At 71.2% G+C, this 26,390-nt stretch carries 28 protein-coding genes and 1 pseudogene; 16 read left to right on the top strand and 13 right to left on the bottom strand.

What is annotated here, in order from left to right; genetic code table 11:
• Positions 1-21 precede the first annotated feature (21 nt).
• The 4 genes from ACQPZZ_RS12380 to ACQPZZ_RS12395 form a co-directional block, all read right to left on the bottom strand.
• Complete coding sequence (locus ACQPZZ_RS12380; protein WP_432931706.1) at positions 22-996, bottom strand: urease accessory protein UreF; 975 nt, start codon at positions 994-996, stop codon at positions 22-24.
• A 72-nt stretch (positions 997-1,068) separates the two neighbouring features.
• Positions 1,069-2,787 carry an urease subunit alpha gene (locus tag ACQPZZ_RS12385; RefSeq protein ID WP_432931708.1) on the bottom strand — a complete coding sequence of 573 codons (1,719 nt, stop codon included), beginning with the start codon at positions 2,785-2,787 and terminating at the stop codon, positions 1,069-1,071.
• Positions 2,780-3,106: an urease subunit beta gene (locus ACQPZZ_RS12390; RefSeq protein WP_432931710.1), complete on the bottom strand. Its 327-nt coding sequence runs from the start codon at positions 3,104-3,106 to the stop codon at positions 2,780-2,782. The genes ACQPZZ_RS12385 and ACQPZZ_RS12390 overlap by 8 nt, the downstream gene beginning before the upstream one ends.
• A complete protein-coding gene (locus tag ACQPZZ_RS12395) occupies positions 3,103-3,405 on the bottom strand; it encodes an urease subunit gamma (RefSeq protein ID WP_363646450.1) in 303 nt (100 codons plus the stop codon). Before ACQPZZ_RS12395 ends, ACQPZZ_RS12390 begins: the two co-directional genes overlap by 4 nt.
• A gap of 182 nt (positions 3,406-3,587) precedes the next feature.
• On the opposite strand from ACQPZZ_RS12395, the gene urtA reads away from it, so the two are divergent.
• Genes urtA through urtE form a run of 5 tightly spaced genes read left to right on the top strand, consistent with a single transcriptional unit; the run spans position 3,588 to position 8,252 of the window.
• Positions 3,588-4,814, top strand: a complete 1,227-nt coding sequence (urtA, locus tag ACQPZZ_RS12400) for an urea ABC transporter substrate-binding protein (RefSeq protein WP_432931712.1) — start codon at positions 3,588-3,590, stop codon at positions 4,812-4,814.
• A 31-nt stretch (positions 4,815-4,845) separates the two neighbouring features.
• Positions 4,846-5,700 (top strand): urea ABC transporter permease subunit UrtB, encoded by an 855-nt coding sequence (urtB, locus tag ACQPZZ_RS12405; RefSeq protein ID WP_363646449.1) that lies wholly within the window; start codon positions 4,846-4,848, stop codon positions 5,698-5,700.
• Entirely contained in the window at positions 5,697-6,800 is a 1,104-nt protein-coding gene (urtC, locus tag ACQPZZ_RS12410) for an urea ABC transporter permease subunit UrtC (protein ID WP_363646448.1), read from the top strand. Before urtB ends, urtC begins: the two co-directional genes overlap by 4 nt.
• On the top strand, positions 6,797-7,573 hold the full coding sequence (urtD, locus tag ACQPZZ_RS12415) for an urea ABC transporter ATP-binding protein UrtD (protein WP_363646447.1): 777 nt from the start codon (positions 6,797-6,799) through the stop codon (positions 7,571-7,573). The genes urtC and urtD overlap by 4 nt, the downstream gene beginning before the upstream one ends.
• Positions 7,560-8,252 carry an urea ABC transporter ATP-binding subunit UrtE gene (gene urtE / locus ACQPZZ_RS12420; protein ID WP_432931715.1) on the top strand — a complete coding sequence of 231 codons (693 nt, stop codon included), beginning with the start codon at positions 7,560-7,562 and terminating at the stop codon, positions 8,250-8,252. The genes urtD and urtE overlap by 14 nt, the downstream gene beginning before the upstream one ends.
• A gap of 244 nt (positions 8,253-8,496) precedes the next feature.
• Here urtE and ACQPZZ_RS12425 read toward each other — a convergent pair whose 3' ends face one another.
• The 5 genes from ACQPZZ_RS12425 to ACQPZZ_RS12445 form a co-directional block, all read right to left on the bottom strand.
• Positions 8,497-9,543, bottom strand: coding sequence for an alpha/beta fold hydrolase (locus tag ACQPZZ_RS12425; protein ID WP_432931717.1), 1,047 nt, complete (start codon positions 9,541-9,543; stop codon positions 8,497-8,499).
• Between the two features lie 113 nt (positions 9,544-9,656).
• Positions 9,657-10,523, bottom strand: coding sequence for an NAD(P)H-binding protein (locus ACQPZZ_RS12430; RefSeq protein ID WP_432931719.1), 867 nt, complete (start codon positions 10,521-10,523; stop codon positions 9,657-9,659).
• A 28-nt stretch (positions 10,524-10,551) separates the two neighbouring features.
• Positions 10,552-10,956: a hypothetical protein gene (locus ACQPZZ_RS12435; RefSeq protein ID WP_432931721.1), complete on the bottom strand. Its 405-nt coding sequence runs from the start codon at positions 10,954-10,956 to the stop codon at positions 10,552-10,554.
• A gap of 283 nt (positions 10,957-11,239) precedes the next feature.
• Positions 11,240-11,845, bottom strand: a complete 606-nt coding sequence (locus tag ACQPZZ_RS12440) for a response regulator transcription factor (protein ID WP_363646442.1) — start codon at positions 11,843-11,845, stop codon at positions 11,240-11,242.
• A gap of 58 nt (positions 11,846-11,903) precedes the next feature.
• On the bottom strand, positions 11,904-13,814 hold the full coding sequence (locus ACQPZZ_RS12445; protein ID WP_432931724.1) for a sensor histidine kinase: 1,911 nt from the start codon (positions 13,812-13,814) through the stop codon (positions 11,904-11,906).
• Between the two features lie 208 nt (positions 13,815-14,022).
• On the opposite strand from ACQPZZ_RS12445, the gene ACQPZZ_RS12450 reads away from it, so the two are divergent.
• Positions 14,023-14,679, top strand: a complete 657-nt coding sequence (locus ACQPZZ_RS12450) for a DUF1579 family protein (RefSeq protein ID WP_432931725.1) — start codon at positions 14,023-14,025, stop codon at positions 14,677-14,679.
• Positions 14,680-14,729: 50 nt separating this feature from the next.
• Here the strand turns inward: ACQPZZ_RS12450 and ACQPZZ_RS12455 are convergent, their stop codons facing one another.
• Together ACQPZZ_RS12455 and ACQPZZ_RS12460 are read right to left on the bottom strand one after the other, a co-directional pair.
• Positions 14,730-15,782 (bottom strand): N-acetyltransferase family protein, encoded by a 1,053-nt coding sequence (locus ACQPZZ_RS12455; protein ID WP_432931727.1) that lies wholly within the window; start codon positions 15,780-15,782, stop codon positions 14,730-14,732.
• A gap of 74 nt (positions 15,783-15,856) precedes the next feature.
• On the bottom strand, positions 15,857-16,102 hold the full coding sequence (locus tag ACQPZZ_RS12460) for a DUF2630 family protein (RefSeq protein WP_363646438.1): 246 nt from the start codon (positions 16,100-16,102) through the stop codon (positions 15,857-15,859).
• A 291-nt stretch (positions 16,103-16,393) separates the two neighbouring features.
• Here ACQPZZ_RS12460 and leuA point away from each other — a divergent pair, with 291 nt between their 5' ends.
• Positions 16,394-18,118 carry a 2-isopropylmalate synthase gene (gene leuA / locus ACQPZZ_RS12465; RefSeq protein WP_432931729.1) on the top strand — a complete coding sequence of 575 codons (1,725 nt, stop codon included), beginning with the start codon at positions 16,394-16,396 and terminating at the stop codon, positions 18,116-18,118.
• Between the two features lie 198 nt (positions 18,119-18,316).
• Here leuA and ACQPZZ_RS12470 read toward each other — a convergent pair whose 3' ends face one another.
• Positions 18,317-18,868, bottom strand: coding sequence for a TetR/AcrR family transcriptional regulator C-terminal domain-containing protein (locus ACQPZZ_RS12470; RefSeq protein WP_432931731.1), 552 nt, complete (start codon positions 18,866-18,868; stop codon positions 18,317-18,319).
• 144 nt (positions 18,869-19,012) lie between these two features.
• Between ACQPZZ_RS12470 and ACQPZZ_RS12475 the strand changes: the two genes are divergently transcribed.
• The 5 genes and pseudogenes from ACQPZZ_RS12475 (at position 19,013) to ACQPZZ_RS12495 (ending at position 21,441) form a co-directional block, all read left to right on the top strand.
• On the top strand, positions 19,013-19,867 hold the full coding sequence (locus ACQPZZ_RS12475) for an alpha/beta fold hydrolase (RefSeq protein WP_432931733.1): 855 nt from the start codon (positions 19,013-19,015) through the stop codon (positions 19,865-19,867).
• Positions 19,868-19,879: 12 nt separating this feature from the next.
• Entirely contained in the window at positions 19,880-20,293 is a 414-nt protein-coding gene (locus ACQPZZ_RS12480; protein WP_432931735.1) for a hypothetical protein, read from the top strand.
• A 70-nt stretch (positions 20,294-20,363) separates the two neighbouring features.
• Positions 20,364-20,705 (top strand): annotated as a pseudogene (locus ACQPZZ_RS12485) (FUSC family protein); the annotation flags it as partial.
• A 35-nt stretch (positions 20,706-20,740) separates the two neighbouring features.
• Complete coding sequence (locus tag ACQPZZ_RS12490) at positions 20,741-20,890, top strand: hypothetical protein (RefSeq protein WP_432931737.1); 150 nt, start codon at positions 20,741-20,743, stop codon at positions 20,888-20,890.
• A gap of 11 nt (positions 20,891-20,901) precedes the next feature.
• Positions 20,902-21,441: a MarR family winged helix-turn-helix transcriptional regulator gene (locus ACQPZZ_RS12495; protein WP_432931739.1), complete on the top strand. Its 540-nt coding sequence runs from the start codon at positions 20,902-20,904 to the stop codon at positions 21,439-21,441.
• Between the two features lie 332 nt (positions 21,442-21,773).
• On the opposite strand, the gene ACQPZZ_RS12500 is transcribed toward ACQPZZ_RS12495, so the two are convergent.
• Entirely contained in the window at positions 21,774-22,472 is a 699-nt protein-coding gene (locus ACQPZZ_RS12500) for a TetR/AcrR family transcriptional regulator (RefSeq protein ID WP_432931741.1), read from the bottom strand.
• 112 nt (positions 22,473-22,584) lie between these two features.
• Here ACQPZZ_RS12500 and ACQPZZ_RS12505 point away from each other — a divergent pair, with 112 nt between their 5' ends.
• The 4 genes from ACQPZZ_RS12505 to ACQPZZ_RS12520 all read left to right on the top strand — a co-directional run bounded on the left by ACQPZZ_RS12505 (position 22,585) and on the right by ACQPZZ_RS12520 (position 26,387).
• A complete protein-coding gene (locus ACQPZZ_RS12505; protein ID WP_363646431.1) occupies positions 22,585-22,932 on the top strand; it encodes a YrdB family protein in 348 nt (115 codons plus the stop codon).
• Between the two features lie 10 nt (positions 22,933-22,942).
• Positions 22,943-23,872 carry an NAD-dependent epimerase/dehydratase family protein gene (locus ACQPZZ_RS12510; protein ID WP_432931743.1) on the top strand — a complete coding sequence of 310 codons (930 nt, stop codon included), beginning with the start codon at positions 22,943-22,945 and terminating at the stop codon, positions 23,870-23,872.
• A 123-nt stretch (positions 23,873-23,995) separates the two neighbouring features.
• On the top strand, positions 23,996-25,831 hold the full coding sequence (locus ACQPZZ_RS12515) for a BTAD domain-containing putative transcriptional regulator (protein ID WP_432931745.1): 1,836 nt from the start codon (positions 23,996-23,998) through the stop codon (positions 25,829-25,831).
• Between the two features lie 7 nt (positions 25,832-25,838).
• Positions 25,839-26,387, top strand: coding sequence for a M15 family metallopeptidase (locus ACQPZZ_RS12520; RefSeq protein WP_432934360.1), 549 nt, complete (start codon positions 25,839-25,841; stop codon positions 26,385-26,387).
• Positions 26,388-26,390: the final 3 nt, after the last annotated feature.

Here is a 26,390-nt window from a genome sequence, read left to right on the forward strand (position 1 = left end):
GCGATGGCCGGTGTGGGGACGTCAGGAGACGAAGAGCTTCATCGGATTGGTCAGGTGTCTCTCCGCGAGGAGGTCGAGCGCGGGCGCGCTGTGCCCGGGCAGCGCGTGCCATCGCGCCGGCCACGCCGCGTGCCGCCTGGGCTGCCGTCCGGAGTTGTGCCCGGGATGGTGTCCCGAGTGGAATCCCGCATGCTGTCCCGGCTCGCGCTCGTCCGATTCCTCGTCCGCCGGGACCGCGTCGTCGAGCGACGCGCAGGCGGCGCGGGCCACGTCCTCGAACGCGGGCGCGAGGCCGGCGAGCAGGCGGTGGACGGCGACCGGATCGAGGCCGAGGAGCCGCACGGCCGCCGTGGCCGGGGCGGTGACCGAGGTGTAGGCGGCGGCCAGCGCGGCCTGACGGGGAGTGCAGCCCGCCGAGGCAGCCGCCGCGCCGAGCGCGACGGGGTGGTGGGGGCCCTCCGGCAGGGCCCGCGCGAGCGTGTCCAGGGCGGCCGAGGGCCACATCGGGCGGGCCGTACGCAGCAGGAGCCGCCCCTGGGTGCGGGCGGCCTCCCGCTGGGCGGGCGAGGCGACCCTGGCGTCGGCCTCGGCGTCCAGCCGCCGCCACAGCGCGGCGCCGTCCGCGGCGCCGACTGCGGCGCCGTCCGTGTGCGGTGCCTCCGGGGCGCGGGTGGCACCGGGTTCTCGCCCGGCACTGCCGCTGCGGGCGGGACTTCCGGGCGCGCTGCCGGGGGCGGTGTCCGCGACCGTTTCGGCGGCGTTGTCGGTGGTGTCTTCGGCGTCGTTTTCGGCGGTGGCCAGTTCGCACGCGGCGGCGGCGAGGGCGGCGGTGACCAGGCCGGCGGTGGCGAGCCTGCCGCGCAGGAAACGCGCCAGGTCGCCGGTGCCGGTGACCGTGCCCAGCCGCACGGCCTCCTCAACGCCGCCGGAATGGGCGTGCCCGCCCGCCGGCAGCCGGGAGTCGGCCAGCAGCAGCAGCGCCGCGTCCCCTCTCATACCCGCGCCCCCCTCATGCCCGCCGCACCCCGCATAACGGGGGCTTCTCTCACGCCCACGTCTCCTCGCCCGTCAGAAGAGGAAGTAGCGCTGCGCCATCGGCAGCGACTCGGCCGGGGCGGGCTCGATCAGCTCACCGTCCACGCGTACGGCGAAGGTGTCGGGGTCCACCCGGATGTCCGGCAGGGCGTCGTTGAGCGGCATCGCGTCCTTGCGCCGGGCGCGGACGTCGGCCACGGGAACCAGCCGCCTGCCGACGGCCAGACGGTCCGCCAGGCCGTCCTCCAGCGCGAGCGGCGCGACGAAGTGCAGTGAGGTCGCGGCCGCGGTGGCCGGGACCGCGCCGAACATCGGACGGGGGAGCACGGGCTGCGGCGTGGGGATCGACGCGTTCGCGTCGCCCATCTGCGCGTACGCGATGACGCCGCCCTTGACGACGAGGTCGGGCTTCACCCCGAAGAAGGCCGGGCTCCACAGGACGAGGTCGGCGAGCTTGCCGGGCTCCACCGAGCCGATCTCCGCGTCCAGGCCGTGGGCGATCGCCGGGTTGATCGTGTACTTGGCGACGTACCGGCGGGCGCGGAGGTTGTCGGCCGCGCCGTCGCCCGGCAACGCGCCGCGACGCAGCTTCATCACGTGCGCCGTCTGCCAGGTACGGATGATCGTCTCGCCGACCCGGCCCATGGCTTGGGAGTCCGAGCCGATCATCGAGATCGCGCCCATGTCGTGGAGCACGTCCTCGGCCGCCATCGTCGTCGGCCTGATCCGCGACTCGGCGAACGCCAGGTCCTCCGGGATGGCGGGGTTGAGGTGGTGGCACACCATGAGCATGTCCAGATGCTCGTGGTGGGTGTTGACGGTGTGCGGCCGGGTCGGATTGGTGGACGACGGCAGCACGTTGGCATGGGAGGCCACCGTGATGATGTCCGGGGCGTGGCCGCCTCCGGCGCCCTCGGTGTGATAGGCGTGGATCGCCCGGCCGTCGACGGCCCGCAGGGTCGACTCCACGAACCCCGCCTCGTTCAGCGTGTCGGTGTGGATGGCGACCTGCACCCCGGTGGCGTCGCACACCCGCAGGCACGCGTCGATGGCGGCCGGAGTCGTGCCCCAGTCCTCGTGCAGCTTGAAGCCCGACGCCCCGGCCCTGAGCTGTTCGAGCAGCCCCTCCTCGCTGACCGTGTTGCCCTTGCCGAGCAGGGCCACGTTGACCGGATAGGCGTCGAGGGACTCCAGCATCCGGCCGAGATACCAGGTGCCGGTCACCGTGGTGGCCTTCGTGCCCTCGGCGGGCCCTGTGCCGCCGCCGACGACCGTGGTGACGCCCGAGGCGAGCGCCTCGTCGAGGATCTGCGGGCAGATCAGGTGGACGTGTGAGTCGACCGCGCCCGCCGTGACGATCTTTCCGTTGGCCGCGAGGATCTCGGTGGACGGGCCGATGACGAGGTCCGGGTGGACGCCGTCCATGGTGTCGGGGTTGCCGGCCTTGCCGACGGCGGTGATCCGGCCGTCGCGCACGCCGATGTCGGCCTTGACCACGCCCCAGTGGTCGAGGATCACCGCGCCCGTGATGACGAGGTCGGCGGCGCCCTCGGCGCGCGTGGCGCGGGACTGCCCCATCGACTCGCGGATGACCTTCCCGCCGCCGAACACGGCCTCGTCGCCCGCCCCGGCGGAGCCCATCGACAGGTCGTCGGTCACCTCGACGTACAGGCCGGTGTCGGCCAGGCGCACCCGGTCTCCCGTGGTCGGGCCGTACAGCGCGGCGTAGCGGGCGCGTTCGACGCTAGACATCGGCCCTCCCGTCGAGCGGTCCGGCCCATTCGGGACGAAGGCCAGGTACGACGCGGTTCCCGGCGATCGGGACCAGCGTGACGTCGCGCTCCACCCCCGGCTCGAACCTGACCGCGGTGCCGGCCGGGATGTCGAGGCGGGTGCCCCAGGCCGCCTCGCGGTCGAACTCCAGGCCGGGGTTGGCGGCGGCGAAGTGGTAGTGCGACCCGACCTGCACCGGCCGGTCGGCCGTGTTGACGACTCTCAGGGTGATCCGCTCCCTGCCGGGGTTCAGCGGCACGTCGCCGTCGCCGCACAGGATCTCGCCCGGCGCGCTCATGTGATCGGGTGGTGGACGGTGACGAGCTTGGTGCCGTCGGGGAAGGTGGCCTCGATCTGTACGGACTCCAGCATCTCGGGCACGCCCTCCATGACGTCCTCGCGCCGCAGGATCTTGCGGCCGGCGTCCATCAGGTCGGCGACGCTGCGGCCGTCGCGGGCGCCTTCCAGGAGGAAGGACGCGATGAGGGCCGTCGCCTCCGGATGGTTGAGGCGAAGGCCGCGCTCCCTGCGCTCGCGGGCCACGCCCGCGGCGACGTGGATGAGGAGCCGTTCCTGTTCGTGTGGAGTGAGCCGCATGGCGGGACGATAAGTACCCGGCGTTTCCCCCGCGTTACCCGCTGATTTCGTATGCGTATCCGGACGGCGGTGAGCCTTCGCTAATGACTTGTTAACCGCCGGGATTTCGGCGGGAAATACCGCGCGCCCACCTTTGCGGCAGACGGATCGGCGCGGGGGCCGTAGCGGCAAGGGAGAGGCATTTGCGGAACTCAGTATGGCGCACTGGCGCGGCGTTCGCGCTGGCGGCCGCGACGCTCGCGGCCTGTGCCGGCCAATCGTCCGAAAATGACACGGCGGCCTCGTCCGGGGGCTCTGGCACCATAAAAGTGGGGATTCTCCACTCGCTCAGCGGCACGATGGCCATCAGCGAGGTCACGGTCAGGGACGCGGAGCTGCTCGCGATCGACGAGATCAACGCGGCCGGCGGCGTGCTGGGCAGAAAACTGGAGCCCGTCGTGGAGGACGGCGCGTCCGACTGGCCCACGTTCGCGGAGAAGGCCACCAAGCTCATCGCACAGGACAAGGTCGCCGCCGTCTTCGGCGGCTGGACGTCGGCGAGCCGGAAGGCGATGCTCCCCGTATTCGAGAAACGCAAGGCGCTGCTGTGGTATCCGGTGCAGTACGAGGGGCTCGAGAGCTCGCCGTACATCTTCTACACCGGCGCGACGACCAACCAGCAGATCGTTCCCGGGCTCGACTATCTGAAGGAGCAGGGCAAGAAGAAGCTTTTCCTCGTCGGCAGCGACTACGTCTTCCCGAGGACGGCGAACAAAATCATCAAGGCGTACGCCGCGGCGAACGGAATGGAGATCCTCGGCGAGGAGTACACCCCGCTCGGGCACACCGAATACAGCACGCTGGTCAACAAGATCGTCGAGGCGAAGCCGGACGCGGTCTTCAACACCCTGAACGGCGACAGCAACGTCGCGTTCTTCAAGCAGCTCAAGAGCACCGGGATCGGCGCCGACCGGATGCCGGTCATGTCGGTGTCCGTGGCCGAGGAGGAGGTCAAGGGGATCGGGGTCGACAACGTCGCCGGGCAGCTCGTGGCCTGGAACTACTACCAGACGACCGACACCCCGGCTAACGAGAAGTTCGTCGCCGCGTTCAAGGCGAAGTACGGCGCCGACAAGGTGACCTCCGATCCGATGGAGGCCGGATACAACGCCGTCTACCTGTGGGCCGAGGCCGTGAAGAAGGCCGGGAGCACCGACGTGGAGGCCGTCAAGAAGGCCGCCGGCGGGGTCGGCCTGGACCGGCCCGAGGGCAAGGTCACCATCGACGGCGACAACCAGCACGTGTACAAGACCGCGCGCATCGGGGTCGTCCAGCCGGACGGCCAGATCAAGGAGGTGTGGAACTCCGGCGAACCGATCAAGCCGGATCCCTACCTCAAGACGTACTCCTGGGCCGGCGGCCTGGTGTGAACCGGGCCACGGGACATCGCCGGGAGGTGACGTGGAAGGGGTGCTGAACCAGCTTCCGATCGGGCTGTCGATCGGAGCGGTCCTGCTGCTCATCGCCCTCGGGCTGACGTTCACGTTCGGGCAGATGGGCGTGATCAACATGGCCCACGGCGAGTTCATCATGGCGGGGGCCTACACGGCGTACCTGCTCCAGGGCGTGGGCTTCCTGGTCGCGCTCCCGGCCGCGTTCGTGGTCGCCGGGCTCATGGGCCTGGTGCTGGAGCGCACGCTGATCCGGCGCTTCTACGGGCGCCCGCTGGACACGCTGCTGCTCACCTGGGGCGTCAGCCTGATGCTCCAGCAACTGGCCCGGGACCTGTTCGGGGCGCCCAACGTGCAGGTCGCCTCGCCCGCCTGGCTGCGCGGCGGCATCGGGATCCTGCCGTACAACCGGTTGTTCATCATGGCGCTCGCGGTGCTGTCGGTGCTCGCGATCTGGGCGTACATGAACCGGACCGGGCAGGGGCGGCGCATGCGGGCGGTCATGCAGAACAGGAGGCTCGCGGCCACGAGCGGCATCGACACCGGGCGGGTCGACCAGCGGACGTTCTTCATCGGCTCGGGGCTCGCCGGGGTCGCCGGGGTCGCCCTCACGCTGATCGGCCCGGTCGGCCCCACGCTCGGGACGTACTACATCGTGGACGCGTTCCTCGTGGTCGTCGCGGGCGGCCTGGGACAGCTTCGCGGCGCGGTGCTGGCGGCGATCGGGCTCGGCCTGCTGAACTCCTACGCCGAGTTCTGGAGCGACGCCAGCCTCGCCAAGGTGGTGGTCTTCGTGGCGATCATCGGCTTCCTGCAGATCCGGCCGCAGGGGCTGTTCTTCGTCCGGTCGCGGGCGCTGACATGACGGCCGTCGAGGCGCCCGCGGGGAGCACGCCCACCGCGACGCCGGACGTACGGGCCGGGCGCCGGTGGCAGGGCACGGCCGTGTTCGCGGGGGTGTTCGCGGCGGTGGCCGTGCTCGCCCTGGTGGTGGCGCCGCTGCTGCTGGAGCCGTTCCGTCTCGGCCTGCTGGCGAAGTATCTCTGCTACGCGATCGTGGCGCTGGGCATCGGCCTCGCCTGGGGGCAGGGCGGCATGCTGACGCTTGGACAGGGGGTGTTCTTCGGCCTCGGCGGCTACGCGATGGGCATGTATCTCAAGCTCAACGACGCCGCGGGCGACCTGCCCGACTTCATGGTCTGGAGCGGGGTGGAGAAGCTGCCGGCGCTGTGGAAGCCGTTCGGCAACCCGGTCTTCGCGCTGGCCATGGTCGTCGTGCTGCCGGTCGCGGTCGCGCTCCTGCTCGGCGCGCTGGTGTTCCGCCAGCGCGTACGCGGGGCGTATTTCGCGATCCTCACCCAGGCGCTGGCGGCCGCGATGGTGATCCTGCTGGTCGGGCAGCAGGGGCTGACCGGCGGCACGAACGGCCTGACCAACTTCTTCGACTTCTTCGGCCACGACGTGGCGGCCGACGAGACCCAGCGGGGCCTCTACCTGCTCGTGGCGGCCGTGCTCGGAGCGCTCTACCTGGGCGCGCGGCAACTCGTCCGCAGCCGGTTCGGCAGGTTGCTGCTGGCGGTCAGGGACGGCGAGGACCGGGTGCGTTTCCTCGGCTACAACCCGGCCACCGTGAAGACGCTGACCTTCGCCGTGTCGGCGGGCATGGCCGGGATCGCGGGGGCGCTGTTCGTGCCCGTGGTCGGCATCATCTCGCCGGCCCTGCTCGGCGTCGTCCCCTCGCTCGAACTCGTCGTCGCGGTGGCGGTCGGCGGCCGGTTCGCGCTGGCCGGCGCGGTGCTCGGCGCGGTCGTCATGGGATACGCGCGGACGTACTTCAGCGAGGAGCTTCCGGACGCCTGGCTGTACCTGCAGGGCGCCCTGTTCGTGCTCGTCATGGCGCTGGCGCCCAAGGGCATCGCGGGCCTGGCCGCCAACCTCGTACGGAGAAGGGAGTCCCGGGCGTGAGCGAAGCGCTGTCAGAAACCGTGCTGCTGGAGATTCGGGGTCTCGAGGTCGCCTTCGGCGGCTTCCGGGCGCTCGACGGCGTGGACCTGACCGTCGGCCGGGGCGAGCTGCGCTTCCTGATCGGGCCCAACGGCGCGGGGAAGACGACCCTCATCGACGTGATCACGGGCCTGACCAGGCCCACCGGAGGCACCGTGCGGTTCGAGGGGCAGAGCCTCGTGGGCCGCAGGGAGCACGAGATCGTCCGGCTCGGCGTGGGCCGGACGTTCCAGACCTCGGTGGTCTTCGAGGAGCTCACCGTGCTGGAGAACCTCGACCTGGCCGCGTCGTTCCGCCGTCCCCTCTGGTCGCTGCTGCGCCGAGGGCGCGGGGTGCCGGAGGAGGTGGCGGCGGCGCTGGAGACGACCGGCCTGGCGGGCCTGGCGGGCAGCAGGGCCGGGGTGCTGTCCCATGGCCAGCGGCAGTGGCTGGAGATCGGCATGCTGATCGTCCAGCGGCCCCGGCTGCTGCTGCTCGACGAACCGGTCGCCGGCATGGCGCAGGACGAGCGCGAGCGCACCGGCGAACTGCTCACCGAGGTCGCCCGCGAGCACACCGTGGTCGTGGTCGAGCACGACATGGACTTCCTGCGCCGCTACGCCTCCCAGGTCACCGTGCTCCACGAGGGCAGGGTGCTGACGGAGGGCTCGGTGGAGGAGGTGCGGGCCGACCCGCGCGTGCAGGAGATCTATCTGGGCCGGGCGAGGGAGGGTGCGGAGGATGCTGTCCGTTGAGGGACTGGAGTCGGGGTACGGCCGGGCCCGGGTGCTCTTCGGCGTCTCGCTTGAGGTGCCCGCGGGCCGCCTCGTCTGCGTGATGGGCCGCAACGGGGTCGGCAAGACGACCCTGCTCGACACCGTCATGGGCGTGCTCCCGGCGACCGGCGGAAGGGTGACCTTCGAGGGCAGGGACGTCACCCGGCTGCGCCCCGACCAGCGCGTAGGGCTCGGCATGGGCTACGTGTCCCAGGGGCACGAGACGTTCCCCCAGCTCAGCGTGATGGACAACCTCCTGGTCACGCTGGAGGCGTCCGCGCACCGCGACCGGGCGGCGCTGGAGGAGGCGCTGGAGGTCTTCCCCCGGCTCAAGCCGCTGCTCAAACGGCCGGCGGGTTTCCTGTCCGGCGGCCAGCAGCAGCAGCTCGCGATGGCCAGGGCCCTGGTGACCCGGCCGAAGCTGCTGATCCTGGACGAGCCGACCGAGGGCATCCAGCCGTCGATCATCCTGGAGATCGAGGAGGCCGTCGAGCGCCTGCACGCGACCGGTCTCGCGATCCTGCTGGTGGAGCAGTACCTCGACCTCGCGCTGCGGATGGCCGACGGGTTCGTGATCCTCGACGCCGGGCGGGTGGTCCGGTCCGGCCCGGCGCGGGAGCTCCAGGACGAGGAGGTCCACCGGCTGTTGTCCGTCTGAGCCCTGTCGCCGGCCGCGGCACCGCGCTTACCCTGGAGGGGAGGAAGCGATCGCACGTGTGAACGCCTTCGGCCGCGCCGGAGGCTCCGCGCCGCCGGAGCGGTGGGGGCCGTCCGGACCCGGCACTGCGCACGGCCCGACCGCTTCCTCCGTCGTCTCCGGCGACGCCCCGCCAGGGGCAGGACGGCCGGGTGGATGAGGATCTGATCTCCGGGGAAACGCGGATTCGGCTTCGCGTATCCGTTCAGCCGTCGCGCCCGGCCTCGATCCGGGCTCGCCGCACGTGGTCGAGTATCACCTTGACGACCAGCTCGGGCCGGTCCCGGTGGATGTGATGCCCCGCATGCTCCGCGACGACGTGCTGGGCGTTCGAGGACAGCCGCACCAGGTCGGCCTGGAGCGGAGACCAGACGGAGTAGAAGCGGCGCTGTTCCGCGAGCGTCTCCACGTCGGTGCCCGGCGGTTCGTCCGGGCTGGAAGAGACGACCGTGAGTGGGATCGCGCCCAGGCTCGGTGCTCGGCGGCGGACCTGCACGGGGTTGACGGTGATCGCGGCCGCCGCCTCACGCAGCTCCGCGCGGCGTTGCCGGTCGCTGAGGTCGAAGGCGATCCTGAGGGGGAGGAGCTTCGACGGCAGGCGCCGGGCCTCGGCTTCGCGGCGGACGCGGTCGCTCCACCCGGCGTCGAAGGCCAGGCGCCGAAGTCCCAGCGGCGTAAGGCGCGAGCGCAGCATTTCTCGCGTGATGGCGACTCTCGTCCGGTGCAGCAGGCGGATCTGCTCGGGATGGCTGGAATCGACGAGGACGACCGCCGCCACCGCGTCGGGCCTGTCGGCTGCGAACAGCCGGACGATGTTCCCTCCGGCCGAATGCCCCACCAGAACGTACGGCGGAGCGATTCCCGCCTCGTCCAGCGCGCGCCGCAGGTCGCGGGCGGCTCCCAACGCCGTTCCCGCCCACGGAGACGGATCGCTCCACCCGAGTCCGGCTCGGTCGTAGAGCACAACCGACGACTCCACCGCCAGTTCGGGTGACAGCGCGGCCCAGTTCACACCCGGTTCGCCCAGTCCGGGCACGATCACGACGGCCGGCGAGCCCGTGCCCGCGGTCCACAGATGGATCCGGCGGCCGCCGACGTCGACCATCCGTCCAGGGGGAGGGAACCGGCGGCGATCACGCCGGGCTCCGTAGGTCTGGTAGACCGCGCTCATGGAGGCCCCGGCGATCGCGCCCGAAACGAGCCCGGCCAGCGCCTTGACGATGATCCCCCTGCCGCGGATCGAGCGGTTCATCACACTCCACTTGCGCCGGTTCTCCGAATGAATCCCAAAGGAGGGACGGGAGCGGCGGTCGCGTCTTGGATCACCTTGACTCCGCTATTCGTACAGCGAGTCCGGCCGCCGAATCAATGACGATCGCACAAGGTGGATGCGTCCTGAGCGATGCGGAAGGCGTCGGCGTGGGCGTTCGCCCATTGCTCGAAGGTGCGGGGTGGGCGTCCGGTCACCTCGCGCACAGTGGGGTGGACTCGCGACTCGTCCAGCGTGCCGTCGGCGAAGAACCGGAAGAACGCGTCGACATACCGCGAGGGCATCCGCGCCTCCATCTCGGCCCGGGCCTCGGCGTCGGTCAGGCCTTCGCAGCGCAGATCCCTGCCGAGCACCCCGGCGAGGACGGCTACCTGGTCGGCGGGCAGCAGCGCCTGTGGGCCGGTCACGTCGTGGATCAGGCCGTCGTGCCCGTCGTCCAGCAGCGCCCGGGCCGCGACGGCGGCGATGTCGAAGGGATCGACGGCGGCGGTGCGCACGCCGGCGAACGGCACGCGCACCACGTCGCCGGCCTCGAGCTGAGGGAGCCAGCGCAGGGCGTTGGACATGAACGACCTCGGCCTCAGGACGGTCCAGGGCAGCCCGGATGCCCGCACGGCCCGCTCGGAGAGGGTCATGTAGCGGGAGACGGCGTTGGTCATGTCCTCCAGCGCGGCCGAGCCGCCCGTCAGCAGCACGATCCGCTCCACCCCGGCCCGGCGGGCGCGGGCCAGCAGGCCGGGCATGTCTTCGTAGCCCGGCAGGAGGAACACACGGCGGACACCGTCGAACGCCTCGGTCAGGCTCTCCGGCCGGTCGAGGTCGCCGCCGGCGGGCTCCGCGCCAGGGGGCAGGGCGGCGTCCCCCGGGTTCCGTACGAGCGCCCGCACCCGTTGGCCCGTCCCGAGCAGCGCCTCGACCAGTTCCGAGCCGACGTTCCCGGTCGCGCCGGTCACCAGGATCATTCACATCTCCATTCGCTCGCAGAGGGGTCTACACGGCCCGGATGAGTCCGGCCGCCAGGGCGATGAGCGCGGCCGCGAGGAGGAGGGCGCCGGTCCGCGTGAGCGCGGTGCCGTACGAGCCCCGGCCCTCCTCGCCGATGCCGAGGTGCAGGAAGAACCCGCCCGACTGGGCAAGCACTCCGGCGAGCAGGGCGGCGCCGCACAGCCATTCCAGGCCGTCGGGGAAGCCGGCGCGGGGCAGGTACAACAGATAGACGAGTGAGAGCACCAGGAGCACACCCGCGTGCGCGTGGCCGGCGCGGAAGAAGCGCTCGCGGAGGGCTCCGAGCCTGTCGCGGTCGGTGGTGATGAAACGCAGCAGCGCGTGCCCGCCGAACTCGACGGTGACGATCGACAGGATCGCGACGATCGGCAGGACTTCGGTGGGTTCCATCAGCGTGCCCCGGCGCCTGCGAGGGCCGCCGCCCGTTGCGGCGTTGGGTTGCCCGTTTTTCCCATGACGTCTCCTGCTCACAAGACGGCGCAGCCGCGGCACGCGGCGGACGCCGTTCGGTGGATCTTGGTTCACCGAGATCGTGGCAGGAGAGCGGGGGGAGCCGTTAGTGCCGCAGTAACCCGGCCGATGTGCATTTTGCACAGCTGTCCGAGCTCCGCGGCGGCGCGGGAGGCAGGGCGGCACCATCGGGAGCCTGCCTGGTCGTCGCGGAGCTCCCCGGCTAGATCCAGCCGGACTCGGTGGCGATCCGGATGGCGTCGACCCGGTTGCGGGCCCCCAGCTTGGCGACCGCCGAGGTGAGGTAGTTGCGCACCGTGCCGTAGGTCAGGAAGAGCCGCTCGGCGATCTCGGCGGGCTGCGCGCCCGTGGCCGACATGCGCAGCACCTCCGTCTCGCGCTGGCTGAGCGGGCTTTCCGGCGCTTCCAGCGCGACCAGCGCCAGCGACGGGTCCACCGCTCGTCCCCCCGCCGCGACGGTCCTGATCGCCGCGGCGAGTTCGGCCGGCCGGATGTCCTTCGGAACGAAGCCCGCGACCTGGACGCCCAGCGCCCTGCGCAGGACGCCCGGTTTGGTCAGCGCCGTCAGGATCAGGACGGCGCATCCGGGCAGCGCCCTTCGCAACTCGGCCGCCGCGGCCACGCCGTCCAGCCCCGGCAGGTCGATGTCGATCACGGCCACCTCGGGCCGGTGCTCCAGCGCCGCGGGCACGATCTCCAGGCCGGAGGCCACCCCCGCCACCACCTCGATGTCGTCGTGCAACGACAGCAGCTCGATCAGCGCTTCGCGGAGGATGTGCATGTCCTCCGCGATGAGGACGCGAATCACTCGCATCACCCTCCCGGCTCTCGAACGAACGGCCTCGGCCGGCATCGGACGGACAGGATCATGGCAGCGGTCTCACGTCCGAGAGAGCCTGCGTGCCCGAGACCGGAGGGAAACCCCACGGCCCGTCACCGGGTTCGGCCGGTACGGCGAACTCGGCGAGCACCTCGAAGATTTCACCGGTGCGGTGTCCCGCCGTCACCCGCCCGCCGGTCCGCGCCGCGATGCTGTCGAGCCCGGTGCCGCGCCGTTTCGTCGGCTCCGCTTCCTCCCGTAGGGCGGCACCGTCGTTGACCAGCCGTAACCGTACGCCACCTGCCGTACCCGACACGGTGATCTCGCAGGTGCCGGCCTGACTGTGGCGCAGGACGTTGGTGACGCCTTCTCGCAGCACGGTGGCCAGCGAGGTGTCGAGCGCCGCGGGAAGCGGGCCCGTCTCGACGCGCACCACTGCGTCGATCCCGGCGCTCGCCAGCACCTCGCGGGCGGCGTCGATCTCACTGCTCAACCGCAGCTCGACCCGGTCGCCGGTGATGGAGTCGAGCTCCACGAGGGCCTGTTCGACCAATGACCCCAGTGCGGTGATCTGGGTTCTGGCCCTCGCGGGGTCGGTGCCGAGCAGACGTTCGGCCACCTCGCCCTTGAGGGCGACCGCCGACAGGCTGTAGCCCAGGATGTCGTGCAGGTCACCGGCGATCCGCAGTCGTTCGCGGCGCACCGCCGCCTGGGCGAGCTCGTGCCGGGTCCGCTCCAGCACGGTGAGCAGTCCGCTCAGCCGCCCGAGGCAGTAGACCAGCCACATGATCATGACGTGGCCGCCGATGTTGGCCAGCGCGGCGGGGAGGTCGTCGATGAACAGGTAGTTGCGGTCGATGCGGTGCAGAAACCAGGCGAGGTGGCCGCCCAGGACGACTCCGACGATCATCCAGGAGCGCGGCGGGCGCACGTTGAGCAGCAGTTTACCGGTGAAGATGCTCAGCAGGCGGTCCCAGGCGTCGGGGAAGACAGCCAGGGGTAGCAGGATCAGCAGGCTCTGCGCGACCAGCACCGCCCGCGACTGCGGGAGCACCTGGAAGATCACGATGACGACGAGCAGGACGGCGGCGGAGGCGAAGGCCGGCCAGTCGCCGGGGCGGACGTAGAGCAGGTTCTTCAGGACGAGCAGGCATTGGATGACCAGGACCGCGAGCAGCACCCGTCGCGCCGGCCGTGGCGACTCGATCGGCGCCGAGATCTTCTCGAGGGCGTCGACGCGGTAGGCGCCGGCCGTGGCACGCACCTCCGCCATGGTGCGCCGCGCGAGTTCGATCCCTTCCCGGAGGGAGTGCCGCGCCTCGCCCGGCTCCTGCCGGGCCGCTGTCCGCATCCGGAACCCGATCGCCCGGAGTTTCCCGCCGAGCAGGCGCCGCAGCTCTCCGTCCAGCCGCAGCCGTTCCCTCGACAGGGCCGTCCGGGCCAGTTCCTCGCGGGTCTGGTGAAGTCTCGTGACGGCCATGACGAGCCTGGACAGGCCGAAGACGATGAGACCGTCGTCCGCCGTGACGATCATGTAGCCGACGCCCGCCTGGAACTCCAACCCGGGATAGGCGTCGAAGCCGGGGAGGAGGACCAACGCGCCGGACGCGGCCACGCCGAGGACGAACAGCGGCCAGGCGATCCGTGTGGGGAGCGCGCACAGCGCGGCGGCGGCCACGGTCCACGGCATCCAGTCCCAGGACTGCCCGACGAACGGGTACGGCAGGAAGTAGAGCAGCACCACGGCGGCGAACAGCCGGTATCGGGCGGCCGGGCTCCAGCACCACATCGACAGAGCGACGAGCGGCGGATAGGACGCCATCGGGAGCAGAACCCCGAGCAGATCGGCGCCGCCGTCCAGCGCGCTGAACGCACGGATGTAGACGAGGATGCCGAACGAGGCCCACAACATGGCCCTGGCCAGCCGGAGCGGAAGGTCGTCCGCGGTTCGCCCCACTCGCCGGGACCCTCCCGTGAACCGTGCGAAATGCACATCTAGCCGATGACGGGGACACTATCAGCCCATTTTCCCCGGATGTCATGATCCGTCCCGCGGCCGGCCCGGTGTACGAGAGCCCCGGCCGGTCGCGGCCCGAGATCGTTCACGTCGGCGCGGCCACACCATCTCGCCCGCCGGCCCCTCGCAAGCCCACGGAGAGACACCCATGCTGAAGAAACTGTCCCTGTCCGTCGTCTCGACCGTGGCCGTACTGGCCCTGACCGGCGCGCCGGCCGCCGCGACGGTGCCGGTCCCCGCGACGGCGCCGGCCGCCGCGACGGCCGCGCGGACCCGGAGCGCATCCGCCGACCCGCTCGAGCCGGGGCCTTTCCACCGCCGGCTCGACCCGCTGGTCGGCACCTGGAAGGCCACCAAGTACAACTATCTTCTCGGCGGCGACGGCAAGCCGGTCGTCTCCCGCGACATCACGGTCAAGACGCGATGGATCGCCAAGACGGGCGGCCGGTTCCTGGAGGAGGAGGCCGAAGGCGTCCTGGGCGGCCGCCCCTACTACCGGCTGGGGATCCTCGGCTTCTCCACCATCGACCGGCGCTACGAGTGGACCACCTTCGACAGCGTCACCCCCACCGCGATGACCTACCGCGGCCCCGCCCTCGCCAAGGCCGGCAACGTGCTGTCGCTGCCCGGCACGTTCACCGACCCCGGCGTGCTCGGCCCGGAGTACGCCGGGAAGACCATACCGATGCGCACAGTGATCACCATCAGGTCGGACGACCGGCACACCTTCGACCTGTACTTCACCCCGCCCGGCCGGCCCGAGCGGCTGGTCGACCGCGTCGTCTACACCCGGAAGACCACGTAGGCCCGCAGTGGTTCGCCCCTGCGACGGTCACCGCCGGCCCGCGCCCATGGTCAGATGTCGAGCTGCCACTGGTACCAGGTGTCGAACACCTCGAAGCCCATCGCCTCGTTGATCGCCAGCATGTGGGGGTTCGCCACGGAGTTCCACGTGATCACACGCTCCACGGACGGCTCGCAGGCGCGGAACCAGGTGATGTTGGCGAGCTTCAGCACCAGGCCGAGCCGCCGCCCGCGGTGCGGGGCGAGGACCGTGGTGGCGCTCTGGCGCGCCCATCCCTCCGGCCGCTCGGCGTCCACCACGAGCTGGGTGAAGCCCGCCGGCTGTCCGCTGCCCGAGTGCCGGGCGATCATCGTGTACGTCCGCTGGCCCGCCCGTGCGAGCATCTCCTCCCGGGCGCGCACCCGGTCGGCGGTCCACCGCCGGTCCTCCATCGCGAGGTCGCCCAGCGGCTCGTCGTTCATGCCCTCCGACAGGCGGGCCATGTCGCCGAGCAGGTCGTCGGGGGTCGGCCCGGCCCACCGTTCGAGTGAGTAGCCCGTGGCGTGCCGTACGGCGCGGGCCCGGAGGAGTTCGAGGCCGGACCAGTCCGCCGTACGCAGGTCGAGCACCAGCCGGGTCTCGGTGGAGGCGGGGGAGAACCCGCGGGCCTTGGCGAACGCCGTGGCCGGCCCGTCGGCGGAGGCCTCGGCGATCAGCACGCGCCTGCCCTCGCCGCGGGCCCGCCCGATCGCGTGATCGAGCAGCGCGGCGCCGATCCCCTCACGTCGGCGGCCGGGATGCGTCATCAGCCGGAGCACGGCGAGGTGGGTGTTGTCGTCCTGCGGGAAGTAGAGGATGTAACCACCGGCGACGTCGCCTCCGGCGGTCTGGTCGCCGACGGTCCGGCCGTCGTCGCGCGCCACCCACGCCTCGGCTCGCTCGCCCTCGGAGCCGCCGCAGACGCTCGCCGCGAAGTGCCGCCAGGACATCACGGGGCCCGGACGGTCGCAGAATCGTGCGACGGCATGGAGACCGCCCAGAGGGGACCGGCCCGCCGGTCCGGACGGGTCGTCTTCCTCCTGCTCGGCGTCGTTCTCGACGGGGGCGACGCGCATCATCTGCATGCCGACAAGAATTCCGCACACCCTGTCAGGGATGCGACTGATTTTCACATCGTGGAACGCCGGCGGGCGTGGCTCTACTGGATGTAGTTCTCGACCTCGTTGACGGGGCGTGGGGAGGCGTGGTCGGGGTCCTCGCCCGCGTCGCGCCGGGCGCGGCGCTGGCGCAGCAGGTCCCAGCAGCGGTCGAGCTGTTCTTCCAGCGAGGTGATCCTGTCGTGCTCCTCCTCCGAGGTCAGCTCGCCCGCGACCAGCCGTTCGCGCAGCGAATGCTCCTCGTCGACCAGGTCGCTGATCCGCTTGAGGATCTCGTCGTCCTTCATCTGGCCTCCTTCGTCACGGCTCACCCTAACCCGGCGGGCGGTCTCGGATTGTGATCGGGTGTCTCGTCCGATAACGGGCGTCTGCTAGTCTGCTTGGCATGCTGCGCGGACTCCTTCTTATCCGCCGCGGCGAGGGCCTGTAAGAGGCCGGCTCCCTCGCCGCGGTGCGAGAGTCATGCGCGTCGGCCGCCCTGGTTCATCCATCGGCGCCCCCTTCTCACGAACGACCGTGACGTGCGTTCGTGTTCTCACTGAGACGACGGGGTCGCCGCGTGTCCGACGAGGAGCATCATGAACACGCAGCAGCCCAGCCCCATGCCGTTCCACCGCTACACGCCGTTCGAGCCTGTACGGCTGACCGACCGCACCTGGCCCGACAAGGTCATCACCAAGGCGCCCCGCTGGTGCGCCGTCGACCTGCGTGACGGCAACCAGGCGCTGATCGACCCGATGGACGCCGACCGCAAACTGAAGATGTTCGACCTGCTGGTGCGGATGGGCTACAAGGAGATCGAGGTCGGCTTCCCCGCCGCGTCGCAGACCGACTACGACTTCATCCGTAAGATCATCGAGGAGGACCGCATCCCCTCCGACGTGGTCGTCCAGGTGCTGACGCAGGCCCGGCCCGAGCTGATCGAGCGGACCTTCGAGTCGCTGCGCGGCGCACGCCAGGCGATCGTCCACCTGTACAACTCCACCTCGACCCTGCAGCGCCGGGTCGTCTTCGGCCAGGACAAGGACGGCATCACCGCGATCGCCGTCGAGGGCGCCAAGCTGTGCAAGAAGCTGGCGGCCGAGATGGAGGGCACGCAAATCTACTTCCAGTACTCGCCCGAGTCCTTCACCGGCACGGAGCTGGAGTACGCCGTCGAGGTCTGCAACGCCGTCAACGACGTGTGGCGGCCCACGCCCGACCGCAAGGTGATCGTCAACCTGCCGGCGACGGTCGAGATGGCCACACCCAACGTGTACGCCGACCAGATCGAGTGGATGCACCGCAACCTGGCCTACCGGGACTCGATCGTGCTGTCGCTGCACCCGCACAACGACCGCGGCACCGCCGTCGCCGCCGCCGAGCTGGGCTACATGGCCGGCGCCGACCGCATCGAGGGCTGCCTGTTCGGCAACGGCGAGCGCACCGGCAACGTCTGCCTGGTCACGCTGGGCATGAACCTGTTCTCCCAGGGCGTCGACCCGGAGATCGACTTCTCGGACATGGACGAGATCCGGCGGGTGGTCGAGCACTGCAACCAGCTGCCCGTGCACCCCCGCCACCCGTGGGGCGGCGAGCTGGTCTACACGGCCTTCTCCGGCTCCCACCAGGACGCCATCAAGAAGGGCCTCGAGCACCTGGAGCGCGACGCGGCCGCCGCAGGCGTGCCGGTCGACGAGTTCACCTGGGCCGTGCCGTACCTGCCGATCGACCCCAAGGACATCGGCCGCACGTACGAGGCCGTGATCCGCGTCAACAGCCAGTCGGGCAAGGGCGGCGTCGCCTACATCATGAAGGCCGACCACCAGCTCGACCTGCCGCGCCGCCTGCAGATCGAGTTCTCCCGCGTCATCCAGGCCCGTACGGACGCCGAGGGCGGCGAGGTCACCGCCACGGAGATCTGGGAGCTGTTCTCCGACGAGTACCTGCCGAACCCCGCCAGCCCGTGGGGCCGGCTGGGCCTGCTGGCCCACCGGCACACCTCCACCGTGGACGACAAGGACGCGATCAACGCCGACGTGCGGGTCGACGGCCAGATCCGGGAGATCGAGGGCGCGGGCAACGGCCCCATCTCGGCCTTCTGCGACGCGCTGGAGAACATCGGGGTGCCGGTCCGGGTCCTCGACTACACCGAGCACGCGATGAGCGCCGGCGCCGACGCCAGGGCCGCGTCGTACGTGGAGTGCGAGGTCGGTGGACCGGACGGCACGCAGGTCCTGTGGGGCGTCGGCATCGACGCGAACACGACGACCGCCTCGCTCAAGGCCATCATCTCCGCCGTCAACCGCGCCACCCGCGCCTGACCCAACGCCCCCGTGATCTTTCAGTTCGTCGCAGTGATGCCGCACGACCTGCGCCACTGCCCGTGATCTTGCATAAAATCGCAAGAGTATGTTCTGACCAGCCCAGAAGGCGGTCGTGATCATGCGAAAGGCGGCAACCGGGAGACCCCCGACTGCCGCCTTTCGCATGTCTCATGAGTGACACGTCGTCCGCCCGCGTCAGGACGACAGAGTTTCCCTGGCGCCGGTGATGATCATTTCGAGCCCGTCGTGGAAGGCGCGGTCCCGGCGCTCTCTGGGCCAGTCGCCGACTCCGGTCTTGCGGGCCTGTTCCTCGATCGTGTAGCCGTTGACGTAGGCCAGGACGGTGTCCACGGCGATGGCGGCCGTGTCGGCGGGGACTCCCGCGGCGATGAGCGCGGCGATGAGACGCCTGAAGGTGGTGACGGCCTCGTCGCCCGGGTGGTGGAAGCCGGATATCAGGCGGGCGCCGTCGCGGTGGGCCAGCATGACCTCGCGCACGCCTGACGCCACCTCGCGCAACAGCTCGTCCCAAGGGGCGTCGGAGAGCGGAACGACGTCGTCCGCCGGGCTGACCAGGTGCGTGACCATGGCGTCCAGCAGGGCCTGCTTGCTGGGGTAGTGCCGATACAGGGCACTCGCTCGCACCCCGAGCCGGCTCGCCAGCAGCCGCATGGTGAGAGCGTCCAGGCCTACTTCGTCGAGCAGCTCGATCGCCGCCTGCAGCACCTCGGTGCGCCGCTGCCCCATCGCGTCCTCCTGGGGTTGACATTCCTTCCCCGCCTACGTGAACAATGTACACGTGAACGTTGTTCACCTCCATTGGAGGATCATGATGACGCGTGTCCTGGGCAAGCGGGCGATGTACATGCTCGTCCCGCCTGCGGGTGCCCGATGAAGGCGCGCGCCGCACACGAAAAGGTTCGCTCGGCCGACGGAACCGTGATCGGCTACCGCCGCAGTGGCCGCGGACCAGGGCTGATCCTCGTACACGGCGGGATGCTGGCGTCGCAGCACTTCACGAAGCTCGCCGCCGCTCTGTCGACCTCGTTCACCGTCCATGTGCCCGACCGGCGCGGGCGTGGGCTGAGCGGCCCTCACGGCACCGGCTTCAGCGTCGTGCGGGAGGTCGAAGACCTGCAGGCGCTCGTCGCGGCGACCGGCGCGTCGCAGATCTTCGGCCTGAGCTCGGGCGCGCTCGTCATCCTGCGTACGGCTCTGGTCACGCCCGCTCTTGACCGGATCGCCCTGTACGAGCCTCCATTGTCGATCGACGGCTCGGTGCCGACGGACTGGCTGACGCGCTTCGACCGCGAGATCGCCGCGGGAAGAACGGTGTCCGCGCTGGTCACGGGGATGAAGGGCCTGGACACCGAGCCGTCGTTGTTCACCAGGATCCCCCGCTTCGCCCTTGTGCCGCTCCTGGCGATGGGCGCGCGCCTGCAGGGCGGCGGATCCCCCGATGAGGTGCCGGTCGAGGCGCTCATCCCGACGCTGCGATTCGACATGCAGGTGATCAGGGAGATGGCCGACACGATCATGGACTACGCGGCGCTCGATGCGCGGGTGCTGCTCCTCGGCGGCACGAAGAGCGCGGCATATTTGCGTCTCGCACTCCGGAGACTCTCCGAGGTGCTCCCGCACGCGCGAAGCATCGACCTGCCGGGGGTCGGGCATTCGGGGCCGGAGGACGACGGAGCCCCGCTCGTCGTGGCCGAGGTGCTGCGTGAGTTCTTCGGCGCGCGATGACGGGCGGAGGCCATGGATGGCGGGGGCGGGCTCACCCGGTCGGCCCCGGTCCTGGTGGTCGTGGCGGTGCTGCTCGCCGCCGGGCACAAGGTGGCGTGCGACGCCGCCCGGATCGGCCCGCCGGGCAATCTGATCTTCACGTTCATGAGTGCGACCTGCGCGTTCCTGCCGCAGCGGCTCGGGGAGATCCCGCTCCATCTCGCGCTGGTCGCGGCCACTGCGGCACTCGCCTGGCTGGTGTGCATGGCTCCCGCGCTCGTACGGCCCGAAGGGCCCCAGTGCACGGCGGTGGCCCGCGCCCTGGAGGCGGCCGTGCGGCTCGCCCATGCCGAGGGGCCGGCGGCCGCCCGCGCCCGGCACGACGCGGCGGCGGCGGTGAACGCCCTGGCACACACTGCTCCCGTCGCCCGAGGTGAGCCTCGGTGAGACGGGTGCCGGCGGGCTCGTGGGCGTCGCGCTGGAACGGGCGGCGGCGGGCGGGCCCGGCCCGCTGCGCATGTTCCACCCGACCTCTCCGCTGTTCCCGATCGGCGTACGCGTCGCCGTCGGGTCCGCCCTCGCCGGACTGGTCTCGCTGGCGGCGGGAGTCGGTCACCCGTACTGGGCGGTGGTCACGGCCGCGTCCGTCTTCCAGGCCAACGCCACGCTGTCGTGGCAACGGGCCCTGCAGCGCGCCCTCGGCAGCGTGGTCGGCCTGCTCGTCTTCACGGTGCTGCTGCCGGTCGGCCGTACGGGCGCGCTCGCCCTGGTCCTGCTCACGCTGGCCCTCCAGTTCTGCACCGAGGCGCTGATGACCCGCAACTACTGGCTGGGTACGGTGTGCGTGACGCCGATGGCCCTCCTGCTCACCGAGCTGCCCGGTTATCAGCCCGCATGGGGGCTGATCAGCGACCGCTGGTCTGGCAGCGGGCGCTGCCGGAGGAGCAGGTCGCCCGGGCCGAGCAGGAGGGCCACCGCCTGCTGGCGAGGCTGGCCGCGCCTGCCCGGGACGATAAGGTCGGCTGCGAACAGACCCAGGGCTGAGGAATCGGGGCGTGGAGGACATCGCCGAGGAGGCGCCGGACGGCGTCGCAGAGGACGCCGTCGCGCAGGTGATACGGCAGTGGCGGCATGTCCACCCGGACCTGGACACCGCGCCGATCGCCGTGATCGGCCGCCTCACCCGGTGCGTCCTGCTGCTCCAGCAGGCCGGCGACGCGCCTCTGCGGGAGTACGGGCTCACCCGGCCGGAGTTCGACCTCCTCGCCGCGCTGCGCCGGTTGGACCGGGAGCTCACCCCGGGCCGGATCGCCAGAGAGACCTTCGCCTCGGGGGCGGCCGTCACCAAGCGGCTGCGGGTTCTGGAGGAACGCGGGCTGGTGAGCCGCCGCCCCGACGACCGTGATCGGCGGGTCTTCCACCTCGCGCTGACCGAGCAGGGCCGCGCGCTCACCGACCGGCTCCTGCCACGGCAGTTGCGTTACGAGAGGGATCTCCTGGCGGCGATGGGCGCCGATCGGCAGCGGGAGCTGGGAGACCTGCTCGGCGAGCTGCTCCTCCTGCTGGAAGGACGCCTCCGCGCCCGCCAGCTTTGACGGCTCTTCGGCCGAGGTGTCCGAACCCAATCGGCTCGGAGCCCCGGCGACGTCCACACCCTCGATGGCGAAGAGCCGCGCAGGCCGGGATTCATGCGCACGCTCCCAGGTCGTACTGCGATGGAAGCCGTCTCTGACGGGCCGCGGGATCGGTCACCGTGCCTTCCGACGTGGGCGCGCAGGTCCCGCCGATCGGCGCCGTACGACGCAGCGCTGTGGCTCAGCGAGCGGGCCGCGATATATGGAGAACTCGCCCCTGACAGCTTCACGCTGGACATGCCTCTGACCGAGTTGGGATTCACGACCCCCGGCGGCCCTCGCCCGGGTGACGCCTACTCGGGCAGGCCGAGCAACCGGCCGAGGCAGGTCACGTTGTGGTCGAACAGCTCGGCGCGGTGGGTGATGGTGTTGTTGAACTGGCCGAAGAGCTCGAAGCTGACCATTCCGTACAGGCCCGTCCACGCGACGAGCGCCCGCATGACCACGTCGTCGGGCACGTCCGGCATCAGCGACCGTACGACCTCGGCGTCCTCGCCCAGGACCGCGGGCGGCGGCGGGCAGATCGGGGGAGGGGTGAGCCTGCCCGCCCGGTGGGCGTCGGCGACGATCCGCCCGTACACGGCCGTGTCCCGCACCGCCGGCGCGACGGTGTCCTGCGGAGCGGCGTAGCCCGGCACGGGTGAGCCGTACAGCAGGGCGTACTCGTGGGGATGGGCCAGGGCCCACTCGCGTACAGCGCGGCAGACGGCGAGCCAGCGCCCGGTGAAGTCGTCCTGCGGGCGGGCGGCGTCGGCGCGCTCGACGGCCTCCCCGATCGCGTTGTACCCGTCGATGATCAGCGCGGTCAGCAGGTCGTCGCGGCTGGGGAAGTAGCGGTAGATCGCCGAGGAGACCATCCCCATCTCGCGGGCCACCGCCCGCAGGGACAGACCCGGGGCCCCCGCGGTCGCCAGATGGCGCCGGGCGATGTCCGTGATCTCCTTGATCAGTTCCGCTCTCACCCGCTCACGCGCGGTACGGCTCGCGTTCATGCGGCCAGGTTATCAGAGCACCGGTGTTATTAGAGAGCACCGCTCTTGACGAAAGCTTCTCTGTTGAGAGAGCATTGCTCTCGTAACGGAACGGCGAACGCAAGGAGTGCCGATGCTCACCGCGGCCAAGGGACTGATCTCCGCACTGATGTTCTTCCTGGAGCTGGGGGTGCTGATCTCGCTGGCCTATTGGGGGTTCACCCGCGAGGCGAACATCATCGTCAAGATCCTCTTGGGGCTCGGCACGCCCGCAGTGTTCGCGACGCTCTGGGGGTTGTTCATGGCGGGCGGCAAGGCGCCGCACCAGCTGCACGGGCTCGCACGGGCGGCCTTCGAGGTCGTGTGGTTCGGGGCGGGGGCGGCCGCGCTGGCGGCCTCCGGACTCGTCACCGCCGGTGTCGTGTTCGCGGCCGTGTACGTCGTTGACGGCGTGCTGCGGCTGCTGACGGATCAAGTGTGAAGGAGAAGTGATGAGCAGGCATGTGATCGTCGGAGCGGGACAGGTCGGCGGCGGGCTCGCCGAGACGCTGGCGGAGCGGGGGCACCAGGTGACCCTCGTCACCCGCTCGGGCTCGGGGCCGAAGCGCCGGGGAATATCGCCGGTCGCGGCGGACGCGGCCGACGCCGACGCCGTGCGGCGGCTCACCGAGGGGGCCGACGCGCTCTACAACTGCGCCAACCCGCGGTATCACCGGTGGCCCCTGGACTGGCCGCCGATCGCGGCCGCGCTGCTGGCCGCCGCGGAGTCGTCCGGAGCCGTCCTGGTGACGCTGGGCAACCTGTACGGGTACGGGCCGGTGGACGGGCCGATGACCGAAGACCTGCCGCTCGCCGCGACGGGCACGAAGGGCAGGGTCCGGGCGCGGATGTGGGAGGAGATGCGGGCCGCCCACGAGGCGGGAAGGGTGCGGGTGACCGAGGTGCGAGGCTCGGACTACTACGGGCCTCGGTCGTCCGACCAGTCCTACCTGGGGCCGCGGCTCCTGGAGCCCCTGTTCGCGGGCAAGCCCGCCACCGTCATCAGTGACCCCGGCATCCCGCACAGCTACACGTACCTGCCCGATGTGGTGCGGGCGTTGGCGGCGGCCGCGGAGGAGGAGCGCGCGTGGGGCCGGGCCTGGCACATCCCGACCGCACCGCCATTCACGGTGCGGGAGTTCGCCGAGAGGGTGTGCGAGGCGGCCGGCCTGCCGGCGCCGCGCCTGCGGCGGCTGCCGGCCTGGATGGTGAAGGCCGGGGGCCTCGCATCGCCGTTCCTGCGTGAGCTGGGGGAGACCCGTTACCAGTTCGACCGGCCGTACGTGCTCGACTCCTCCGCCTCGCAGAAGGTCCTCGGGTTCGCGCCGACGCCGGTCGAAGACGGGGTGAAGGAGACGGTGGCGTGGTGGCGGGCACGCTGAGGAGCCCAGGGACCGGGGAGTGGGCCTGCCCGTGCGGGGCGGTCCACGGCCGGGATGAATCATGACATCCAACCCTTGCGCCGGGGATGCCGACTGGCCATGCTGGCTTGAAGAAGCCGGCTGGTGGCGGAACTGGCCGCGCTGGTCGGGCGCCACCCGGTCAACGAGCGGCTGCGTGGCCAGTACATGACCGCTTTCTACCGGCTCGGACGCCAGTCCGACGGGCTGGCCACCTTCCGGGAGGGCCGCCGGATCCTGTCCGAGGAGCTCGGAGTGGATCCGGGACCGGAGCTGACCGGCCTCCACCACGCCATCCTGCGCGGCGACCCCTCCCTGCCGGCGCCGCCGTCCGGCGAGACGGTCCGCCTCGCCGTACCCGCCCAGTTGCCGTTGGCGCCGGCCGACTTCACCGGCCGCTCCGCGGAGACCGCGGCCCTGGTGACGGCGCTGACGTCGGGGGAGGCCCCCGCCATCCAGGTCGTCGCGGGTCGTGCAGGCAGCGGCAAGTCGGCCCTGGCGGTCCACGTCGCCCATCAGGCCGCGGCCGCCTTCCCCGACGGCCTGCTGTACGCCGAGCTGCGCGGGATGAGCGAGGCCCCCGCCGATCCGGGTGAGGTGCTGGGAAGGTTCCTCAAGGCGCTCGGGGTGCGGCAGGACGCTCTTCCCGCCGCCACCGCCGAGCGGGCCGAGCTCTACCGCGGCCTGCTGGCCGGACGCCGGGTGCTGGTGCTGCTCGACGACGCCGCCGGGGAGGGGCAGGTGCGCCCGCTGCTGCCGGGTGGCACCGGCGGCGTGCTGATCACCTCACGCAACAGGCTCGGAGGGCTCAGCGGTGTGCGCCGTACCGACCTGGACGTCCTCGAACCGGCTGAGGCCGTCGAGTTGCTCGCCCGGATCGTGGGGACCGAGCGGGTGGCCGCCGAGGAGGCGGTGGCCCGGGTCATCGTCGACCTGTGCGGCCGGCTGCCGCTGGCGATCCGGATCGCCGGGGCCCGGCTGGCCACCCGGCAGCGCTGGCCGCTGCGACTGCTCGCCGACCGGCTGACCGACGAGCCGCGCAGCATCGACGCCCTGGGCGCGCTCCGCTACCGGATGCACGACCTGGTGCGCATCTACGGGCGCGAGCTCGCCGAGGCGGAGGAGCCGTCCGACCGGCTCACGGCGGCCGTGGGCCGGGTGCTCGGAGGCTCGCTCGCCCTGGCCGGGCGGGTGGCCGCCGACGCCCCGTCCGACGAGATCGGCTGTATGCACCCCGCCGTGGCCGCCCCGGCGATCCCCGGCGAACGGACCGCCCAGGTGCTGGCGGCCCCGCACGACTGGTTCGAGATCGAACAGCCCGCGCTGGTCGTCGGTCTTGAGCGCGCGGCCGTGCTGGGCCTGCAGAGCCTGGTCTGCCAGTTCGCCTCCGCGCGGCTCGGCCCGTCGTTCCTCGGCGTCAACAGGTTCGAGTCACGGGAGCGGATCAACGGTGCGGCGCTGGCCGCGGCCCGCCAGACTGCGTCGACCGCGGGGTCCGGTACAACCTCACGCGGCGCTCAACACCCTCATCACCGATGTGGATGGAGGGCACAAGTACGGCCCCGACTGTTCCGGCCTGGTCTCCATGGCGTGGCACATCACCGCGAACTCCGGCAAGGGCGGCAACAGCACCGACGACTTCGAGGGCTGGACCGGAAAGGACTATCTGGGCAGCCTGCACGATCTGAAGCCCGGAGACGCGATCCTCAAATCGGGCCACATCGAACTGTTCGCCCGGTGGAAGGATTCCGCCGACCACACCAAGGGCGCGTGGACCTACTCCCTCAACGGCGGGCGGATTCACCGCAACACGAGTACGCCGGGGAACTTCTCCACCGCGGGTGTGTTCGTCTCCACCGGGTGGCGCACCGTCAGCAAGTTCCTCGGCGCCGACTTCGACAAGGACGGCGAGAGCGACATCATCGGGTTCAACGGTGGTGACGAGCTGATGATCTGGCGGAGTAACAGCGGAGCATCTTCGGCAACAAGCTCCTCACCTCCGCCCCCACCGACTGACCACCACCCCGGCCGAGCCATCCCGAATCCCCGTGGATTCGACGGGCCGCCCGATCTCCGATCGGGCGGCCCCAGGGCGCGCTATTTCGGGGCGCACATCGACCGTCTCCGGACCGTACATCCCGGTCACGACGAGGGCTGGTACCACCGGCGGGCCAGCCGCTACATCTCCCCGCCGGAGGTCGCGCCCCACGTGGCCGGAGCCGCCGTCGACCTGACCCTGTGCGCGACGGACGGGCACGAACTGTGGCTGGGGACGGAGGTGAACGACACCGACACCGATGCCTGTCACACCGCCAGCACGGCGATCTCCGCGGAGGCGCGGGGACGTCGTGACATCCTCGGCGAGGTGCTGACAACGGTGGGTCTGGTCAACTACCCCACCGAGTGGTGGCACTGGTCCTACGGCGACCGCTACTGGGCCCACATCACCAGGGCCCCGGCCGCACGCTACGGACCTGTGACCACAGCCGGCCGCTGACCC

It is taken from the genome of Microbispora sp. CA-135349, from assembly GCF_050947365.1.
In the GTDB taxonomy this organism is placed as follows: Bacteria; Actinomycetota; Actinomycetes; order Streptosporangiales; family Streptosporangiaceae; genus Microbispora.

Excerpts from the sequence above, each read along its gene's own strand:
- ACQPZZ_RS12380 (WP_432931706.1), bottom strand. The coding sequence starts at position 996 with ATGAGAGGGGACGCGGCGCTGCTGCTGCTGGCCGACTCCCGGCTGCCG.
- ACQPZZ_RS12385 (WP_432931708.1), bottom strand. The coding sequence starts at position 2,787 with ATGTCTAGCGTCGAACGCGCCCGCTACGCCGCGCTGTACGGCCCGACC.
- ACQPZZ_RS12390 (WP_432931710.1), bottom strand. The coding sequence starts at position 3,106 with ATGAGCGCGCCGGGCGAGATCCTGTGCGGCGACGGCGACGTGCCGCTG.
- ACQPZZ_RS12395 (WP_363646450.1), bottom strand. The coding sequence starts at position 3,405 with ATGCGGCTCACTCCACACGAACAGGAACGGCTCCTCATCCACGTCGCC.
- urtC (WP_363646448.1), top strand. The coding sequence starts at position 5,697 with ATGACGGCCGTCGAGGCGCCCGCGGGGAGCACGCCCACCGCGACGCCG.
- urtE (WP_432931715.1), top strand. The coding sequence starts at position 7,560 with ATGCTGTCCGTTGAGGGACTGGAGTCGGGGTACGGCCGGGCCCGGGTG.
- ACQPZZ_RS12425 (WP_432931717.1), bottom strand. The coding sequence starts at position 9,543 with ATGAACCGCTCGATCCGCGGCAGGGGGATCATCGTCAAGGCGCTGGCC.
- ACQPZZ_RS12430 (WP_432931719.1), bottom strand. The coding sequence starts at position 10,523 with ATGATCCTGGTGACCGGCGCGACCGGGAACGTCGGCTCGGAACTGGTC.
- ACQPZZ_RS12435 (WP_432931721.1), bottom strand. The coding sequence starts at position 10,956 with ATGGAACCCACCGAAGTCCTGCCGATCGTCGCGATCCTGTCGATCGTC.
- ACQPZZ_RS12450 (WP_432931725.1), top strand. The coding sequence starts at position 14,023 with ATGCTGAAGAAACTGTCCCTGTCCGTCGTCTCGACCGTGGCCGTACTG.
- ACQPZZ_RS12455 (WP_432931727.1), bottom strand. The coding sequence starts at position 15,782 with ATGCAGATGATGCGCGTCGCCCCCGTCGAGAACGACGCCGAGCAGGAG.
- ACQPZZ_RS12460 (WP_363646438.1), bottom strand. The coding sequence starts at position 16,102 with ATGAAGGACGACGAGATCCTCAAGCGGATCAGCGACCTGGTCGACGAG.
- leuA (WP_432931729.1), top strand. The coding sequence starts at position 16,394 with ATGAACACGCAGCAGCCCAGCCCCATGCCGTTCCACCGCTACACGCCG.
- ACQPZZ_RS12470 (WP_432931731.1), bottom strand. The coding sequence starts at position 18,868 with ATGGGGCAGCGGCGCACCGAGGTGCTGCAGGCGGCGATCGAGCTGCTC.
- ACQPZZ_RS12475 (WP_432931733.1), top strand. The coding sequence starts at position 19,013 with ATGAAGGCGCGCGCCGCACACGAAAAGGTTCGCTCGGCCGACGGAACC.
- ACQPZZ_RS12480 (WP_432931735.1), top strand. The coding sequence starts at position 19,880 with ATGGATGGCGGGGGCGGGCTCACCCGGTCGGCCCCGGTCCTGGTGGTC.
- ACQPZZ_RS12490 (WP_432931737.1), top strand. The coding sequence starts at position 20,741 with ATGGGGGCTGATCAGCGACCGCTGGTCTGGCAGCGGGCGCTGCCGGAG.
- ACQPZZ_RS12500 (WP_432931741.1), bottom strand. The coding sequence starts at position 22,472 with ATGAACGCGAGCCGTACCGCGCGTGAGCGGGTGAGAGCGGAACTGATC.
- ACQPZZ_RS12505 (WP_363646431.1), top strand. The coding sequence starts at position 22,585 with ATGCTCACCGCGGCCAAGGGACTGATCTCCGCACTGATGTTCTTCCTG.
- ACQPZZ_RS12510 (WP_432931743.1), top strand. The coding sequence starts at position 22,943 with ATGAGCAGGCATGTGATCGTCGGAGCGGGACAGGTCGGCGGCGGGCTC.
- ACQPZZ_RS12520 (WP_432934360.1), top strand. The coding sequence starts at position 25,839 with ATGATCTGGCGGAGTAACAGCGGAGCATCTTCGGCAACAAGCTCCTCA.